Consider the following 17493-nt stretch of genomic DNA (forward strand, 5'->3'; position numbering starts at 1 on the left):
AATCCCGTCCGGCGTCGTACCGCCCGTGACCAAGTTCGACGACCTCTTCGCCACCGCCACACCCCTGATCGCCCGCGGAGACCATCAGCGGGACGAACCTCCCCGCGAGGGCGGCCGCTGGCCAGTGAGCGTCGTACTGCGTCCTCCGGCCGACAGTGATCTCGCCCAACGCCTGGATGCAGTCACAGCCGAGGCGGCGGAGCTGGCCGGTCCGGGCCACTGGCAGACCGGTCAACTGAGATCGGCCCACCTCACCGTCCGCGCCCTGGAGGGCTACCGCGCCACCATCGCCCCGGACGACCCCGCGATCGGGCGCTATCTGTCCGCTCTGCGGCGGGCCACCGCCGGTCCGACTCGGTTCCGCGTCACCGGCCTCACGCTGACCCCGGGGTCGGTCATGGCCTCCGCCATCCCCCTCGACGGAGCAGCCGACGCCTTCATGGACCGGTTCGCCACCGAGCTCGGCCCCGACGACTGGTTCGAGCGCCCGCACGGCCGCCGCGACATCTGGTACCTGAACCTGCTGCACTTCACCTCCGATATCGCGAACCCGCTGAAGCTGATCGACTGGGTGGCCGAGCGCCGCACCACCACGATCGGCGAGGTCGAGGTCGAGGCGCCCGAGCTCGTTCGTTTCTGCCTTCAGCACGGAGATCGCGCGCACATGCGGCCGATCGTGAGAGCGCTCTAGTTCCGGAACCGCTGAGGTCTTGACCGGCGGGTGGGGAGAGCTGAGAGTCAGGGCCGAACGCGGGTGTGAGGCTCGCGCGGAGTGGGGAGTCGGCCATGCGTGGTTTCCGTCAGACAGCACTGGTCGCGGCAGCGGCCCTGATCACCGGGCTGCTCCCGCTGCCGGCGGTGGGCGCCGACGACCCGGCGCCGATCGTGCTGGCCGCGTTCGAAGGCGCGGAGCCGTTCGCGTCGCCGCCGAACGCCGGGATCTTCGGCTGGGGCAGCGACGCCGACGACCCGCCGACCATGGAGCTGCAGGCGCGCGCCGACGCGCCGTCCGGCGAGAAGGTGCTGCACGGCACCTACAACATCAGCGGGTACGGCGGGTTCAGCCACGACGTGACGTTCGATCAGAACCCCGGCGACTGGTCCGCGCACAAGGGCATCCGGTTCTGGTGGTACGGCCAGAACACCGCACCACTGCCACCCGGCTCGGGCAAGCGGATCTTCTTCGAGATCAAGGACGGCGGCGCCAACGCCGAGGCCTCCGAACTGTGGAACACCAGCTTCACCGACGACTGGCAGGGCTGGCACCTGGTCGAGATCCCGTTCAGCGACCTGGTGTACCGCACCGACTTCCAGCCGGTCGGCGGCATCGACCAGGTGCTGAATCTGAACCAGATGTGGGGTTACGCGATCACCATGCCGGTCGGGTCCCCGGGTGAGTTCGCGATCGACCAGGTCGAGGTCTACGGCAAGGCCGATCCCGCACTGAAGGCGAGCGTCGGCACCGATGCCGGTGTCTACCCGGTCAAGGAAGGCGGCACCGCGCAGGTCAAGATCTCCGTCGCGACCACCGGCAGCACCCCGCTCGAGGAGCCGGTCACCGTCGAGTACCGCACCGGCATCGGGTCCGCCGGAGCCGACGACTACAACCCGGTCACCGGCACGATCACGTTCCCAGCCGGTACGGCGTCCGGCACCGCGCGGACCGTGGCCGTCACCACCCGCAAGGACCACTCCGCGGAGGCCGCCGAGACCATCCCGCTCGAGCTCACCGTCACCGGTGCGAAGGCGCCGTCGACCCAGCCGGTCGTCGTGATCAACGCCCACGACCTGCCCTACCTGAACAGCAAGCTCCCGGTGAAGGAGCGGGTCGCCGACCTGCTCGCCCGGATGACGACGGCCGAGAAGGTCGGCCAGATGACCCAGGCCGAGCGCAACGCACTCCGCTCGCGGACCGACATCGCGTCGTACGCGCTCGGCTCGCTGCTGTCCGGTGGCGGCTCGGTGCCGACGCCGAACACCCCGGCCGCGTGGGCGGCGATGATCGACAACTTCCAGCTCAACGCACAGGCCACCCGGCTGCAGATCCCGCTGATCTATGGCGTCGACGCGGTGCACGGCCACAACAACGTGGTCGGCGCGACGATCCTGCCGCACAACATCGGCATCGGCGCGACCCGCGATCCGAACCTGGCCCGCCGGACCGGTGAGGTGACCGCGACCGAGGTACGCGCGACGGGCATTCCGTGGGACTTCTCGCCGTGCGTCTGCGTGGTCCGCGACGACCGCTGGGGCCGGGCATACGAGGGGTACGGCGAGGACCCGGCGCTGGTGCAGTCGATGGCGACCGTGATCACCGGCATGCAGGGCAAGGCGGACGGCAGCCAACTCGCACAGAACACCCGTGTGCTGGCGACCGCGAAGCACTTCGTCGGCGACGGCGGTACGACGTACGGATCGTCGACCACCGGTAGCTACAAGATCGACCAAGGCATCACCGAGGTCACCCGTGAGCAGTTGGAGACGCTGCACCTGGCGCCGTTCGGGACGGCGGTGGATCTCGGGGTCGGGACCGTCATGCCGTCGTACTCCAGCGTCGCCATCGATGGCCAGGCTCCGGTCAAGATGCACGGCGACGGCGAGCTGATCAACGGCGTACTCAAGCAGCGGATGGGCTTCGACGGGTTCGTGATCAGCGACTGGCAGGCGATCGACCAGCTGCCCGGCGACTACGCGAGCGACATCCGGACCTCGATCAACGCCGGGCTCGACATGATCATGGTGCCGACCAACTACCAGGGCTTCACCCAGGGCCTGACCGACGAGATCGCTGCCGGCCGGGTGCCGATGACCCGGGTCGACGACGCGGTCCGGCGGATCCTGACCGAGAAGTTCAAGCTCGGCCTGTTCGAGCACCCGTACGCCGACACGTCGCACCTCGCCGACATCGGGTCCGCCGCACACCGCGCGGTCGGGCGGGAGGCGGCCGCGAAGTCCCAGGTGCTGCTGAAGAACGACGGCAACCTGTTGCCGCTGGCATCCACCTCGAAGGTGTACGTGGCCGGCAGCAACGCGAACGACCTGGGCAACCAGATGGGCGGCTGGAGCATCACCTGGCAGGGCGGCTCCGGTACGACGACCACCGGTACGACGATCCTGGACGGGATCAAGCAGGTGGTGCCGACGGCGACGTTCAGCGCGGATGCCTCGGCTCCACTGGAGGGTCACGACGTCGGCGTGGTCGTCGTCGGCGAACGCCCGTACGCCGAGGGGATCGGTGACGTCGGCAACGGTCACGACCTGCTGCTGTCGGACGCCGACAAGGCAGCGGTGGACAAGGTCTGCGGCGCGATGAAGTGCGTCGTGCTGATCGTGTCCGGCCGCCCGCAGGCGATCGCCGACCAGCTCGGCACGATGAACGCCGTGGTCGCGTCGTGGCTGCCGGGCACCGAGGGCGCCGGGGTCGCGGACGTCCTGTTCGGCAAGCGGCCGTTCACCGGACGGCTGCCGGTCACCTGGCCGCGGACCGAAGCGCAGGAGCCGCTGAACGTCGGTGACGCCTCCTACGATCCGCAGTACCCCTACGGTTGGGGTCTGACCACCCAGGCGACGGCTCGGCAGAAGCTGACGGAGGCGCGGAACACCCTTCTGCAGAAGCACGATCCCTACGCCCTGGCCGCTGCGGTCGCCGCCTCGGTCGCTCTCCAGGCGAAGGACTGGTCAGGGCCCCAGGCAACTATTGCTCTCGCCGCTCTGACCCAGTCCGCCAAGTCCCTGGAGCGCACCGAGGTGGACTCCTTCACCGAAGGCGACGCGGTTGTTGGCGCGGCCCGCTGGATCGCTCAGAACCACATCGGGCAGAACGTCACAGAGCCGGCGTCCAAACTCACGTCGGACGCCGAGCACCTGCTCTTGACCGGACAGCTGAGTGCCGCCGTCAGCAAACTGACGGCGGCCTCCAAGCTCAGCTGATCGGTACGAGTTCCTGGTCGGGAACTGTGGTTGCGGCCTGGCGGTGGAGACGGTTCGGCCACCAGGCCTTGCGGCCCAGGAGGACGAGGACGGAGGGAAGCATCACGATCCGGACCAGGGTCGCGTCGATGAGGACGGCGACGGCCAGGCCGATGCCCATCTGCTTCATCTCGAGCATGCCGAGGGTGGCGAACACGGCGAAGACCGACACCATCACCGCGGCCGCGCTGGTCACCACACCGGCCGATTCGGTGACGCCCTTGCGGACCGCCTCGCGAGGCGTCAGCCCTTCGGCCACTCCTTCGCGGATCCGGCCGAGGACGAACACGTGGTAGTCCATCGACAGCCCGACCAGGATCACGAACAGGAACAGCGGGATCCACGACACCACGAAGCCCGAGGACGTGAACCCGAGCAGCCCTTCGGCCCAGCTGTGCTGGAACACCAGTGCCAGTACCCCGAAGCACGCCGCCACCGAGGCGAGGTTGAGCACCGTGGTCAGCAGCGCGATCGCCAGGCTCCGGAACGTGATGGCCATCATCACCAGCGTCAGCGCCAGCACGAACGCGATCACCCACGGCAGCTTGTCCCGCTGGTTGTTGCCGTAGTCAACCGATTCCGCCTGCTCCCCGCCGACCGCCCAGGTCGGCACGGACCCGAGCGAGGCCGGTACGAAGTCCGACCGCAACTGGTTCAACGCGGTCTCGGCGTTCGCACTGCTCTCCGGCAGGACCGACACCAGCGTCAGCACCGCGGTCCCGGCCGCCTGCCGGATCGCCTCTCCTTGCGGTACGACGAACTTGCCGCTGCGTACTGCGGATTGCTGCAGCCCGGTCAACGCCGCGACCGCATCCTCGCCGCGCGCGACCACGTCGTACGAGAGACCGCCCTGCGACGGGAAGTTCTCCTGCAGCGCCTTGAACGTGCGTACCTCGGGGATGCTCTGGGGCAGCGTGTTCAGGTCGGATGGTTCGGTCTTCATCCCCAGTGCCGGTACGGCGAGAGCGGCCACGGCGAGGATCGACACGGACAGTGCCGCCCGCGGATGGCTCAGTACCGGAGCCAGGATGCGACGGCTGATCCCGCCGGGACCGATGCGCCGGTTCAGCCGCCAGAGCAGCGGGACGCGGGGCCGGTCGACCCGGTGCCCCAGCTTCGCGAGCAGCGCGGGCAGCACGGTCAAGGAGCCGAGGACCGCCACGGCGACGACAACGATCGTTGCCGTTGCCATCGACGCGAACGTCATGTCCTGAGCGACGTACAGGCCGGCCATCGAGACGATCACGGCGAGACCGGAGACGACCACCGAGTGACCGGAGGTCGCCGCGGCGATCTCGACGGCGTCCAGGGTGCTGCGACCCTTGCGCCGTTCCTCGCGTTCTCGCTTGAGGTAGAAGAGCGAGTAGTCGACGCCGACCGCCATCCCGATCAGCAGGACGACGTTGGCGACCGACCCGCCGTCGGGGAAGAGGAACGACAGCGGCGCGTAGAAGCCGAGCGCGGCGCCGACCGCCGAGAACGCCAGCAGGACAGGGATCCCGGCCGCGATCAGCGCACCGAACGCCAGCAGCATCAGGACGAACGTGATCGGCAGGCTGAGCTTCTCCGCCTTGGCGAGATCGGACCCGACCTGCTTCCAGATCCCCGCGTCCAGTGAAGCCGTGCCGGCCTGGGCGATGCTGAGGTCCGGGTTGGCCTGCTGCACCTCGGCGGTGGTGGCGACGACCTTCTCGATCGCGTCGGCCGCGTCGTCCGCCGTTCCCTTCAACTCGATCGGCAGCAAGGCGGCCTTGCCGTTCTCCGACCAGACCGGCTGACCGACCACCTGGACCGAGTCCAGTGCGGTGAGTTTCTGCCGGAGCTGGGTCATCGCGGTCGTCGCGGCCGTCTTGTCCAGCGGACCGTCGGGATCGGTCAGGAGGACGGTCTCCGCGGGCCGATCACCCAGCCCGGCTTGCTCGATCATCTCGGCTGCCTGGCCGGACTGGCCGACCCAGGTGTCCTTGCTCTGCATCTGCTGCTTCGGGATGACCACCGACATCCCGACCGCGACGACGACGAGCAGCAGCCAAAGGCCGATCGCTCGCCATGGATGGATCGCACTCCACCGTGCAACCCGCACGGTCACGCCACCAGCGCTCACGCTGTCCCCACCTCTCGTTGTTCCGGACACAACGAGCCTCGCGGGACGGCGGGCGGAACTCAGGAGCGCTGAGTCCCCCGGCCGGGTGGACCTAGGTCTACCCCGCGACCGGTTCCGCGGTGCGGGCGCGGAGGCGGCGGAGCATCCGGGCATCCTCGAAGCCGACGGTGCGAGCGGCTGCCTCGACGGTGGCACCGTGGCCGATCAGGTGTTCGGCCCGCTCGAGGCGGAGGAGTTGCTGGTACCGCAGCGGGGTCAGACCCGTGGCATTGGTGAAGATCCGGGTCAGGGTCCGTTCGCTCACGCCCACCTCGTGCGCGAGCTCGGCGAGCAGGAGGCGGTCGGCGTACCGGGCGTCGATGACGTCCTGCACCCGGTGGGCGAGGTCGCTCAGGTGACCGCGGTACCGCAGCATCACGCTGTCCTGCAGTTCGTCGCCGTTGCGCCGCGCGTACACGACCATCTCCCGCGCCACCCGGGCCGCCGCCTCGGCGCCCCGCTCTACCGCGACCAGGTGCAACGCCAGGTCGATCCCGCTCGCGATCCCCGCGGAGGTGATGACGCGGTCGTCCACGACGTACAGGACGTCCCGCACGATGGTCGCCTTCGGGTACCGCGCGGCCAGCTCCTCGGTCAGGTCGTGGTGCGTGGTGTAGCGGTGGCCGTCGAGCAGCCCGGCGGCGCCGAGTGCATCGGCACCGGAACACACGCTGGCCACCGATCCCCCGGCTGCGTGATGACTGCGCAACCGCTGCCTGGTCTCGGGCCCGATCGGCGGCAGCGGCGACAACCGCGGCGACCGCCAACCCGGTACGACGATCAGGTCGCCCGGATCGAGGTCGGGCCAGTCCAGCCGCGCCTTCACCGGCACGCCCTGGGCGGTGGCGATCTCCTCGACCTCCGCCACGTAGCTCAGCTGGTAGCCGTAGCCGAGGTCGTTCGCGGTCGAGAAGACCTGCGCCGGCCCGGCCAGATCCAGCAGGTGCAGCTTCGGCACCAGCAGGAAGACGACCCGAGTACTACTCATGATCTGGTCAGGATGACACGGGTACGCCGGTCAGTTCGTCGAGTGTCCGAATGGTGGCGAACCGGCCCGCCAGCGCGTACTCGGTCCGCTCGGTGACGAGCTCGGGACTGAGCGTGCGCGGATCCGCCAGGATCTCGTCCAGGGTCGCGTCGGCCGGCATCGTCCAGTGCGGCAACGGGGTCGTCGCCGTGGCCTCGGTGACGAACACGACGTCGTAGCCGAGGTCCGAGGCGATCCGCGTGGTGGTCTCGCAGCACTGCTCGGTCCGGATGCCGCCGATCACCAACTCCGTGACGCCGTGCTGGGTCAGGAGTTGCTGCAGATTCGTTGTGGTGAAGGCGTTGTGCGAGGTCTTGGTGATGACCGGCTCGCCGTCGATCGGCTCGAGTCCTTCGATCAGCCGGACGTGGCCGTTGGCCGGATCGAACGCGCCGCCGGTGCCCGGCTCGGTGTGCAGCACCCAGACGACGAGGTCGCCCTGGTCCCGGGCGGCGCGGACCAGGCGGCCGACCCGGTCTGCGATGTCGGGGTGGTTGACGGCCCGCCAGTTCGGCCGGACGCGGAAGGACTCCTGGACGTCGATGACGATCAGTGCGGTTGCGCTCATACCGTCCATGCTCGCGTGCTGCCGGCGTACCGGAGAAGACCCGATCGGGGCCGGGACCGGACCGATCCGGTCAGCGGTCGGCGGACCTTTCGATACCCGTGCAGTCATCGGACGAATTCAAACCGTTACGAACTGTTCCAAACACTGGACACCCGTGCTTATCGTGCCCGGGTCGGCGTGGAAACGCTCTCGCCGACCACCGTCGACTCAGTGAGGGGAATGCGATGCCCGACCACCTGCCCCGCCGCCAGGTCCTGCGTACGGCCGGCGCCCTGGGTCTGGGTGCCGCCGCCGCGGGCGCTCTGAGCAGTACCGCGGAGGCGACCACCCAGGCCGGTTCGGCCGCTGGTACGCCCGATAAGTTGGCCGCCATGGGTGCACACCACGGCAAGCTGGAGATCCGCAAGGACCCGTTCGGCACCACCCCGGAGGGCGTTGCGGTGGACGTCTACACGTTCACCAACGGCCGGGTCACGATCTCGATGCTGACCTGGGGTGCCACCATCCAGCGGGTCGAGACCCCGGACCGGCGCGGCCGGACCAAGAACATCAGCCTGGGCTTCGACAACCTGCCCGACTACGCGGCCCTCAGCCCGTACTTCGGCGCCACCATCGGCCGCTACGGCAACCGGATCGCGAAGGGCCGGTTCACGCTGGACGGGACGACGTACCAGATCCCGGTCAACAACGGCGAGAACGCGTTGCACGGCGGCACGATCGGCTTCGACAAGAAGGTGTGGAAGGCCAAGACCGTCCGCACCGACGACTCGGTCGGCGTCGCGTTCAGCTACGTCAGCCCGGACGGCGAGATGGGCTTCCCGGGTGAGCTCAGCACCACGGTGACCTACACGCTGGACCGGCGCGACAACCTGCGGATCGACTACCACGCGACCGTCGCAGGCAAGCCGACCGTGGTGAACCTGACCAACCACGTGTACTTCAACCTGGCCGGTGAGGGCAGCGGCTCCATCGACGACCACGTGCTCGAGCTGAAAGCACCGTCGTACACCCCGGTCGACGCCGGCCTGATCCCGACCGGCGAGATCGCCCCGGTCGCGGGTACGCCGTTCGACTTCAACAAGCCGACCGCGATCGGCGCCCGGCTGCGGGGCGACCACCCGCAACTCATCGTCGGCCGCGGCTACGACCACAACTTCGTCCTGGGCGGCAAGACCGATCACGACGGCCTCCGCTTCGCCGCCCGCTTCTGGGAGCCCGAGGACGGCCGCACCGTCACGGTCCACACCGACCAACCGGGCGCGCAGTTCTACAGCGGCAACTTCCTCGACGGCACGTTCCTGGGCATCGGCAACAAGGCCTACCGCCAGGGCGACGCCTTCGCCTTCGAGACCCAGCACTTCCCGGACTCCCCCAACCAGCCGAACTTCCCGTCCACGGTCCTCCGCCCCGGCCAGACCTACGCGACCACCACCATCTACACCTTCGGCACCAAGTAGCACCCGTACCGAAGAACAGGAGGTAGTCGGGCCGGCCGGTCCGCCGCAGGCTCACGCAGCGAGGTGGTCCCGTCACCGACGGGACCACCTCCTGTCCTTAGGTACCTCACGCATTGCCTGCACCGGTGAACGGGCGCAGGCTGGCGTTAGAGGGTGGGTGACGGGTTGTGGCGAGGGGGGCCCTGGCAGAACCGGCCCGCGGCCCCGGGCCGTGGGCGTTGTGGACGACCGTCGTGGCAGGGTTCGGCACGCTGGTCGTCTCGGTGGCCCTCGCGCTCGCGGGCGACGAACTGGTGCGGCCCGGCCTGCAGGCGTTGCTGTTCAACTGGATCACCGTCCCGTACCTGATCAGCGGGACCATCGCCTGGTGGCGCCGGCCGGAGAGCCGGCTCGGCCCGCTGATGATCGCGACCGGCTTCGTGATGGCCCTGACCGCCTTGCAGTGGTCGACGGTGCCTGCACTGCTCTCCATCGGTCATCTGCTCGACCTTGTGCCGGCTGCGATGTTCCTGCACGTGTTCCTCGCCTACCCCACCGGACGGGTGGTCGGGCGTCCCCGCCAGCTGGTCGTCGTCTGCGGCTACGTGACCGCGGTGGTCCTGCAGCTCGCGAAGATCGTGCTCGGGATCAATCCGGAGAGCCTCTTCACCGTCACGACCAGGCCGCTCCTGGCCAGCCGGATCGAACAAATCCAGCTGATCACCATGAGCGTTCTGCTCCTGACCGGCACCGTTCTGCTCTTCGTACGACGCCCTGCCGTGGCCGGTACTCGCAGACGTCCGGTGACACTGCTGGTGGACACGTTCGGACTGGCCCTGATCGCGCTCGCGGTCCTGTTCGTCGCAGGTCTGCGCGGCTGGCCGCAGATCGAAACGGTCCGCCACATCGCCTTCGCCGCACTCGGGCTCGCCCCGGTCGCGTTCCTGCTCGGCCTGCTGGATGCCCGGCTGGCCCGGACCGACGTGGGCGCGCTCCTGATGGAGTTGCGCGCCCACCCGACCGACGATCTGCGCGAACCACTGGCGCGAGCACTGCATGATCCCTCCCTGACGCTTGCGTATTGGTTGCCTCAGTACGGCACTTGGGCGGACCACGACGGACGGGCCATCACGTTGCGGGGAGCCGAGGAGGGGCGAGCGACGCGGGTCATCAACCGAGACGGCGAACCGATCATCGCGCTGGAGTTCGACCGATCGCTCGAGGACGAGCGGGAGTTGCTGGACGCCGTCGCCGCGGCGGCGGGCATCGCGCTGGAGAACAACCGCCTGCAGGTGGAACTCCGCGCCCGGCTGCAAGAACTGCAGGGTTCACGGGCCCGCGTCATCGACGCCGGCCAGAAAGAGCGGCAGCGACTCGAGCGCAATCTCCACGACGGTGCCCAGCAGCGGTTGGTTGCCCTGTCGCTCGAACTCGGTCTGCTCGCCGGCAGCTCCGGGGGCGAGACCTCGGAACGGCTGCTGCAGGCCAAGCGTGAGGTCAGCGTCTCGCTCGACGAGTTGCGAGATGTTGCCCGCGGCATCCATCCTGCCGTGCTCACCGGCCACGGCCTGGCCGTCGCGCTGGAGTCGCTGGCCGCACAGGCCGCCGTACCCGTCGAACTCGAGGTCACGGTCGGCGGACGGCTGACCGAGCGGATCGAGGTCGCCGCGTACTACGTCGTCAGCGAGAGCCTGACCAACATCGCCAAGCACGCCCACGCGACCGTGGCCTCGGTCCACGTCACGCGCTCGGCGGACACGGTCGTGGTCGAGGTCGTCGACGACGGCGTCGGCGGGGCCGACACCGAGCGCGGGACCGGGCTTCGCGGACTCGCCGATCGGGTCGAGGCGGTCGGAGGCCGGCTGCGGATCTGGAGCCCGGCCGGGAACGGGACCCGGCTCGAAGCGGAGTTCCCGTGCGAGTAGCGATCGCCGAGGACAGCGTGCTGCTGCGCGAGGGGGTCACCCGGATCCTGACTGGCGCCGGGCTCGAGGTGGTCGCGGCGTACGACAACGCCGACGACCTGCTGCGGTACGTCCGCAGCTTCCCGCCGCAGGTCGCGATCCTCGACATCCGGTTACCACCGACGCACAACGACGAAGGGATGCGCGCCGCTCTGCGGATCCGCGCGCAGCATCCGGGGGTCGGCGTACTCGTGCTGTCGCAGTACCTCGAACTCGGTCTCGCGATGCAACTGCTGTCGGAGTCCGCCGAGGGCGTCGGCTACTTGCTCAAGGACCGGATCAGCGACGTAGAGGACTTCGTGGCCGCAGTACGGCGGGTGGCCACCGGCGGCTCGGCCATCGACCCGAAGATCGTCTCCACCCTGCTGAAGCGCCGGCGTGGTGACGATCCGCTCGCGGTGCTCACGCCGCGCGAGCGCGAAGCGCTGGAGCTGATGGCGACCGGCGCCTCCAACCAGGGCATCGCGGACGCGCTGACGATCACGCTGCGCGCCGCGGAGAAGTACGTCTCCGGCATCTTCACCAAGCTCGGCATCCCGTCCACCCGCAGCGAATCCCGCCGGGTGCTCGCCGTGCTGCTCTACCTGCGCGCCTGACACCAGAAACCCGAACCATTCCTCCACCGGTCGACCGGTCTCCCGAACGCGCCCAGGAGCGCGAGTCTCGGACGTAGACCGAGTCCCTGGAGGAGCAGTGCACAAGTCCCGCGTGATCCAGAACGACCCCGAGCCTCCACGCCGGCCGAACCAAGACCCAAGTCCGCAGCCGCCCCCGATCCGCAGGAGAACCGTCATGACCTTCATCCGCAATCACCCCGTGCTCAGCTTCTTCGTGCTCGCCTACGTCCTCGCCTGGGGAGCCGTCCCGTTCGGAAGCTTCTTCGCCCCGGGCGCCCTGGTCGCCGCCGTCGTCATCGTCTTCCTCACCGAAGGCCTCGCCGGTCTGCGAGCCCTCGGCGCCCGGGTGATCCGCTGGCGGGTCCGCTGGGTCTGGTACGTCGTCGCGATCGCCGTACCGCTCGCCGTCCACTTCGTCACGATCTCGCTCAACCAGGCGCTGGGCGCACCGGCGCCGAACACTGGGCAATTCACGCCCTGGTACGCCCTGGCGATGGTTGTCGGCATGATCATGGTCGACCCGACCGGTGGCCCGTTCAACGAGGAACCGAGCTTCCGCGGCTACGCGCAGCCGAAGCTGCAGGCCACCCGCACGCCGCTCGCGGCGACCGCGATCCTCGCCGTGGCGATCACCGGCTGGCACGCGCCGCTGTTCTTCATCTCCTCGTTCGGGCTCCAGCCCTTCGAGGCCCTGACCACCATCGCTGTCACGTTCTGGTACGCGTGGCTGTTCAACCACGCAGCCGGCAGCGTGCTCATCACCCTCATCGCCCACGCCACCGAAGGCAGCGTCAACACCAGCGAACTCTGGCCGACCGGCTCCGGCGACTTGACCCGCGAGACCTGGCTGTACGTCGGCGTGTGGTGGGCAGTCGCCATCGGGCTCCTGATCGTGAGCCGCCGCTTCTGGACCAGCCCCGCACCAGCCGCCGCAGTCGACAACCAGCCCCCAACCCATGCCAAGGAGACAGTCTCATGACCACCACACCGAGCCTTACGCCAACAGTTCAGCGCTCGTGGAGCGGCCGCCGTACTCTACTGGTTGTCGTCGGCGCCTTCTTCGGCATGGTCAGCCTCATCCTGTTCGCGATCGGCGGCTTCGGCCTCTGGGCGCAGCAGCAACGCGACAACGGCTACTTCACCGCCGGACCGGAGCGCGTCACGACCAGCTCCTACGCTCTACTGGCGCCGTCACTCGATGTCGGCGGCACCGGGCCGGACGCCTTGTACGCCGACGACTTCCTCGGTGAGGTCCGCATCGACATCGAGTCGAAGAACGGCACGCCGGTGTTCGTCGGGATCGGTCCGGCTGCCGAGGTTGCGACGTACCTGAACGGCGTCAGCCACGACGAGGTCGCGGACTTCGACGTCGATCCGTTCAAGCTGTCGACCACGGCACACGCCGGAGACAAGCCCCTTGCCGCACCCGCCGACCAGTCGTTCTGGGTCGCTTCCGGCTCCAGAACCCTCGACTGGAAGGCCGTCGGAGGCGACTGGTCCGTCGTCATCATGAACGCCGACGGTTCGCCGAACGTCGACGCCGAGCTCAGCCTGGGCGGCACCCTGCCCGTGGTCGAGGGCATCACCATCGGATCCCTCATCGGCGCGGTCCTGATGCTGCTCATCGCAGCCGCCTTCATCGTCCCGGCGATCGCGACCCGCCCCTCCCCATCGACCCGCTGAGCAGCGGGCAAGGGTTACCTAAGTCGCTTAGGGTCGAAGACATGTCGGAGCCGGTGCTGGAGATTCCGTTCGAGGATGCCTTTCAGTTCGATCCCTCGCCTACGTTCGCCGAGCTGCGGGAGAACCGTCCCGTGGCTCGGGTGCGGACGCTGGCGGGGGCTGAGGTCTGGCTGGTGACGCGGTACGACGACGTACGGATGGTGCTCGCGGACCCGCGGTTCTCGCGGGCCGCGGTGGTCAAGCAAGGAGCACCCCGGGTCGCGCTGGCGAAGCCGATGCCGAACAGCCTGACCACGACCGACCCGCCCGAGCACACTCGGCTGCGCAGGCTGGTCGTGCCGACCTTCGCGCATCGGAAGATCGAGCAGACCCGGCCGTGGGTCGCGGAGTTGTCGGCTCAGCTCGCGGAAGATGTCGCGGCGGCCGGCGACGGTGCGGACATCCGGCAACTGGTCGCGTTGCCACTGCCGATCCAGGTGATCTGCCAACTGCTCGGCGTACCGTACGCGGACCGCGCGCGGTTCCGTGAGTGGACCGAGCTCGGGTACAGCATGAAGATGGCGGAGAAGGATCTGGTCGAGGACGCGATGACCAACCTCACCGCGTACATCGAGGACCTGGTCACGAAGAAGCTGGCGAACACCGACCAGCCCGCGGAAGACCTGCTGGACGAACTGGTCCGGGCCCGCGAGGAGGGCGACCGACTCAGCCAGGAAGAGCTGATCGCGTTCGGTGTGAATCTGCTGGTCGCCGGCCACGAGACCTCGGCGAATCAGATCTCGAGCTGCGTCGCGACCCTGCTGCGCTGGCCGGAGAACTGGGCCAAGCTGGTCGCCGATCCCACTCTGGTCCCGACCGCGATCGAGGAGCTGCTGCGCTTCAACCGCTTCAGCGAGGTCGGCCAGTTGCGCGTCGCCCTCGAGGACGTCGAGCTGCACGGCGTACGGATCAAGGCCGGAGAAGGCGTGATGGCCGCGCTGAACTCGGCCAACCGGGATCCCCGCGCGTACGACGCTCCCGACGAGCTGCGGCTGGACCGGAAGGGCAACAAGCACCTGTCGTTCGGGTTCGGGCCGCACTTCTGCCTCGGGGCACAGCTGGCCCGGATCGAACTGCAGGAGTCGTTGCTGGCCCTGGTACGACGGTTCCCGCGGATGAGCCTGGCCAAGCCGGCCGAGGACCTCGAGTGGCGCCGCGTCCTGGTCAGCGGCCTCGCGGAACTACCGGTCAACCTCGGGAACTGAACCCGCGCCGGGGTGCGGCCGGCGCGGGGATCTAAGCCTCGATCCGTGGATCCTGGCAGCAGCGAGCAGGTGCTCGGCGGAGTGCAGCGCAAGGCGGAGGGCGAGGCTCGGAGTGGGGTTCTCCGTGCCTCGTCCTCCAACGCCGCGATGTGCCCGCCGAGTGCCGCGCAGCGCGGCAGGATCCACGGATCGAGGCTTAGTTCTGTGAGGTGAACACGAGGCCGTGCTCGGCCTCGTACTGCTCGATGAAGCGTGCGGCCATCGGCTCGCTGGACGCGATCGCGTCGGCGAGCTTCTTCGCCGTACGCTCGTGTCCCTCCGGCCAGTCGGACAGCAGCGCCCACGCCCGCATCCGCTTCTTCTCCAGTGCGGTCGGTTCGGCGGCCGGCTCCTCGATCTTCATCGACTCCATCGCCGGCTTCGCCACCACCGATTCGTCCACGACCGACTTCCGCACAGGAGGTTCGGCGGGGGCCGTCGTGATCAGCGCCGGCGGCTGGGTGTCCGTCGCGTCCGCGAACGGCGACGGCGGCTGCGGCTTCTGCACCACCGGCTCGGCCTTCGGCTGCGGCGCCAGCGGCTTGAGCTTGCCATTCACCGACCCTGTCACCGACCCGTTCACCGCACCGTTGGACGAGCCGTTCTGGACGACGTGCTCCGGCTCGCTCTCGTCCTCGACGACGACCGCCTCGGCGACCGACTCGTCGTTGGGGACCTGGTAGTCGACAGCCATCAGCTCGCCGGTCCAGGCGTCCTCGTCGCGCAACGACACCCCGGTGCCCTCGGCCCGGCGCGGCTGCCCACCCTCCAGCACCCAGACCGCGGCCGGTACGGCGGGACGCTCCTCGGGCTCCGGCGGCGGCGAGATCGCCTTGGTCAGCTTGCTGGTGATGACCTCGTAGTTGATCCGCTCCTCGAGCATCCCGGCCAGCCGGTCCGGGTCGTACGTCGTCTCGGCGATCTTCGCCAGCCGCTCGTCCTGGTGCTCGGAACGGATGTACTCGGCAACGGTCCCGGCGATGGCGTCGCGCCGGGACTTGTTCCGGATCTGGTGATGGGCGGCGCGCAGGCTCTCGTACAGGCTGTACCCGTGCTCGATCGCCAGCGACCGCGCCAGCCAGGTCACGCGCGGCTCGCGCACCCACTGGACCACGCCGTACACCGGGCCGGTCTCGCGCATCTGCCCCGCCCGGCGCAGCGCGTCGCGGCGGCGGGCCGAGCTGTGGATCAGCCAGAGCACGTAGGCGAACGCGGACAGGCCGCCGAAGCCGAAGGCGAGGAACCGCTCCTCCGGACGCCAGTGACCGACGACGTTGAAGACGACCGCGACCAGCGCCGCGAAGAACGACATCGCGCGGTAGGCGTAGGCCTGCTCACCCTTGCGCCGGCGCAGGTCGGCCAGCGCGGCGGTGGCGACACCACCGAGCTCGAGCACGGCCACCGCGGGCGTCACGACGGCGATCTTGAGGAACTGCGAGAAGCCTTCCTCGGGCCAGGGGATATGGGTCACGCCGGCCCAGACCTGGCCGACTAGTGCGGCCGCGGCCGCAGTGGCGTAGAACGCATAGGCGACCTTGTCCGCACCGGTAAGGGGTACGTTCGCCAGTTCGCCAGTACTGGGATTGCTGGTGTTCTCCTGCAAGACGTGGTCTCCTGACCGGTTTGGGCTCTCCGGCAGTTCGTCGGGATGGATGCGGTGGCTCGGTAGGCCTCCCCCAAGGACCGCTGAACGAGGCTACCGGTTTCCGGCCCCAGAAGGGGAGGCGAATCCGGAAACATTGCGAACCTCCCCACTCCGTCCGGACTTCACACCTCGAATTCACAGGATTTACGGAGCCCAGTCTCCTAGGGTCGGGCCATGGTCCGGACCCTGCGATCGTTGCCTGACCCACGCGCTCTGAGCGCTTACCTCGGCGAGCTCTACGGCCTCCGCTTCACCGGCTGCGAGCTGCTGCGGTCACTGGTCAACGACGTCTACGTGCTGACCGCCGGAGACGTCCGATACGTCCTCAAGCTCTATCGGTACGACGGACGCCACCCGGACGAAATCCGTTGGGAGGCAGGGCTTTCGGAACATCTGCGGTCCACCGGACTGCTCGTTCCAGCAATTCGTCCGTTGCCTTCCGGTGACCTTGTCGGCGTCCTCGACGCACCTGAGGGATCACGGCCGTTCACCCTGTCCGAGTTCGTCGACGGCACCACCCCACGACCGCCGTTCGACGACGATCTGTACGCTGCCTTCGGCGCGCAACTCGCCGCGGTCCACGATGCCGCCGACAACTACTCGTCGCCGTACCGGCGTCGTCCGGCGGATGTCGCCCATCGGCTCGACGAACCGCTCGAGCAGATCCTCGCGATCGACCGCGCGGAGGAAAACCTGCTCCGCGAACTCGCGGCCGCAGTACGGAACAACGTCGCGCAGTACTCCGACCATGGTGTCTGCCATGGCGACGTGACTCTCGACAACGTTTTGCTGACGCCGCAGGGACTGCTTTTGCTCGACTTCGACCTCGCCGCGATCGGTCCCCGGGCCGCGGACTTCACCGGCGTCGCGTCGACGCCGTACTGGTCATCGTTCAAGTCGGGGTACAGGAAGCGGCGGCCGATCGCGGCGGCCGACGAAGCCGCCATCCCGTACCTGCGGGTCGTCGGCCGGATCTTCAACCTGCGTTTCCACCTGGTCGACAAGCCGACGTTCCGCGGCACCGAGTCGCGGACCGAGGGGTGGGCTGCTGGTGAGCTCGAGGCACTGCGGCAGGACGCGGCCGAGATCCTCTGACTCACAGCAATTCCCCAGCCGGCGCGGAGGTTCCTCCAGGGCTGGTTGCTCATGCTGGGGTGC

The 17493-nt window shown here is 68.8% G+C and carries 13 protein-coding genes; 9 read left to right on the top strand and 4 right to left on the bottom strand.

Annotated elements, in window-relative coordinates; genetic code table 11:
* Positions 1 to 25: 25 nt before the first annotated feature.
* Positions 26 to 691: a hypothetical protein gene (locus ACIBG5_RS17430; RefSeq protein ID WP_396392510.1), complete on the top strand. Its 666-nt coding sequence runs from the start codon at positions 26 to 28 to the stop codon at positions 689 to 691.
* Positions 692 to 786: 95 nt separating this feature from the next.
* Complete coding sequence (locus ACIBG5_RS17435; protein WP_396392511.1) at positions 787 to 3930, top strand: glycoside hydrolase family 3 N-terminal domain-containing protein; 3144 nt, start codon at positions 787 to 789, stop codon at positions 3928 to 3930.
* Here the strand turns inward: ACIBG5_RS17435 and ACIBG5_RS17440 are convergent.
* The 3 genes from ACIBG5_RS17440 to ACIBG5_RS17450 form a co-directional block, all read right to left on the bottom strand.
* Positions 3923 to 6073: an MMPL family transporter gene (locus ACIBG5_RS17440; protein WP_396392513.1), complete on the bottom strand. Its 2151-nt coding sequence runs from the start codon at positions 6071 to 6073 to the stop codon at positions 3923 to 3925. The genes ACIBG5_RS17435 and ACIBG5_RS17440 overlap by 8 nt on opposite strands.
* Positions 6074 to 6170: 97 nt before the next feature.
* On the bottom strand, positions 6171 to 7100 hold the full coding sequence (locus tag ACIBG5_RS17445) for a GlxA family transcriptional regulator (RefSeq protein WP_396392514.1): 930 nt from the start codon (positions 7098 to 7100) through the stop codon (positions 6171 to 6173).
* Between the two features lie 7 nt (positions 7101 to 7107).
* The gene (locus ACIBG5_RS17450) at positions 7108 to 7707 is read right to left on the bottom strand and encodes a cysteine hydrolase family protein (protein ID WP_396392515.1); all 600 of its coding nucleotides are present in this window, start codon (positions 7705 to 7707) and stop codon (positions 7108 to 7110) included.
* A gap of 224 nt (positions 7708 to 7931) precedes the next feature.
* On the opposite strand from ACIBG5_RS17450, the gene ACIBG5_RS17455 reads away from it, so the two are divergent.
* From ACIBG5_RS17455 to ACIBG5_RS17480, 6 genes are all read left to right on the top strand, one after another.
* The gene (locus ACIBG5_RS17455; RefSeq protein ID WP_396392516.1) at positions 7932 to 9164 is read left to right on the top strand and encodes an aldose epimerase family protein; all 1233 of its coding nucleotides are present in this window, start codon (positions 7932 to 7934) and stop codon (positions 9162 to 9164) included.
* Positions 9165 to 9331: 167 nt separating this feature from the next.
* Complete coding sequence (locus ACIBG5_RS17460) at positions 9332 to 11068, top strand: histidine kinase (RefSeq protein WP_396392517.1); 1737 nt, start codon at positions 9332 to 9334, stop codon at positions 11066 to 11068.
* Positions 11059 to 11703 (top strand): response regulator, encoded by a 645-nt coding sequence (locus tag ACIBG5_RS17465; protein ID WP_396392518.1) that lies wholly within the window; start codon positions 11059 to 11061, stop codon positions 11701 to 11703. The genes ACIBG5_RS17460 and ACIBG5_RS17465 overlap by 10 nt, the downstream gene beginning before the upstream one ends.
* A gap of 196 nt (positions 11704 to 11899) precedes the next feature.
* Positions 11900 to 12703, top strand: coding sequence for a type II CAAX prenyl endopeptidase Rce1 family protein (locus tag ACIBG5_RS17470; protein ID WP_396392519.1), 804 nt, complete (start codon positions 11900 to 11902; stop codon positions 12701 to 12703).
* Positions 12700 to 13407 (top strand): hypothetical protein, encoded by a 708-nt coding sequence (locus ACIBG5_RS17475; RefSeq protein WP_396392520.1) that lies wholly within the window; start codon positions 12700 to 12702, stop codon positions 13405 to 13407. The genes ACIBG5_RS17470 and ACIBG5_RS17475 overlap by 4 nt, the downstream gene beginning before the upstream one ends.
* A 41-nt stretch (positions 13408 to 13448) precedes the next feature.
* Entirely contained in the window at positions 13449 to 14651 is a 1203-nt protein-coding gene (locus ACIBG5_RS17480) for a cytochrome P450 (protein ID WP_396392521.1), read from the top strand.
* 196 nt (positions 14652 to 14847) lie between these two features.
* Here ACIBG5_RS17480 and ACIBG5_RS17485 read toward each other — a convergent pair whose 3' ends face one another.
* Positions 14848 to 16293 carry a hypothetical protein gene (locus ACIBG5_RS17485; RefSeq protein WP_396392522.1) on the bottom strand — a complete coding sequence of 482 codons (1446 nt, stop codon included), beginning with the start codon at positions 16291 to 16293 and terminating at the stop codon, positions 14848 to 14850.
* A 216-nt stretch (positions 16294 to 16509) separates the two neighbouring features.
* On the opposite strand from ACIBG5_RS17485, the gene ACIBG5_RS17490 reads away from it, so the two are divergent.
* The gene (locus tag ACIBG5_RS17490; RefSeq protein ID WP_396392523.1) at positions 16510 to 17430 is read left to right on the top strand and encodes a phosphotransferase enzyme family protein; all 921 of its coding nucleotides are present in this window, start codon (positions 16510 to 16512) and stop codon (positions 17428 to 17430) included.
* Positions 17431 to 17493: the final 63 nt, after the last annotated feature.

The organism is Kribbella sp. NPDC050241 (genome assembly GCF_044459685.1).
Classification (GTDB): domain Bacteria; phylum Actinomycetota; class Actinomycetes; order Propionibacteriales; family Kribbellaceae; genus Kribbella.

What these genes read in the sequence shown, in the direction of transcription:
- ACIBG5_RS17490 (WP_396392523.1), top strand. Translation starts at nt 16,510, where the DNA reads ATGGTCCGGACCCTGCGATCGTTGCCTGACCCACGCGCTCTGAGCGCT.
- ACIBG5_RS17480 (WP_396392521.1), top strand. Translation starts at nt 13,449, where the DNA reads ATGTCGGAGCCGGTGCTGGAGATTCCGTTCGAGGATGCCTTTCAGTTC.
- ACIBG5_RS17450 (WP_396392515.1), bottom strand. Translation starts at nt 7,707, where the DNA reads ATGAGCGCAACCGCACTGATCGTCATCGACGTCCAGGAGTCCTTCCGC.
- ACIBG5_RS17470 (WP_396392519.1), top strand. Translation starts at nt 11,900, where the DNA reads ATGACCTTCATCCGCAATCACCCCGTGCTCAGCTTCTTCGTGCTCGCC.
- ACIBG5_RS17435 (WP_396392511.1), top strand. Translation starts at nt 787, where the DNA reads ATGCGTGGTTTCCGTCAGACAGCACTGGTCGCGGCAGCGGCCCTGATC.
- ACIBG5_RS17455 (WP_396392516.1), top strand. Translation starts at nt 7,932, where the DNA reads ATGCCCGACCACCTGCCCCGCCGCCAGGTCCTGCGTACGGCCGGCGCC.
- ACIBG5_RS17475 (WP_396392520.1), top strand. Translation starts at nt 12,700, where the DNA reads ATGACCACCACACCGAGCCTTACGCCAACAGTTCAGCGCTCGTGGAGC.
- ACIBG5_RS17445 (WP_396392514.1), bottom strand. Translation starts at nt 7,100, where the DNA reads ATGAGTAGTACTCGGGTCGTCTTCCTGCTGGTGCCGAAGCTGCACCTG.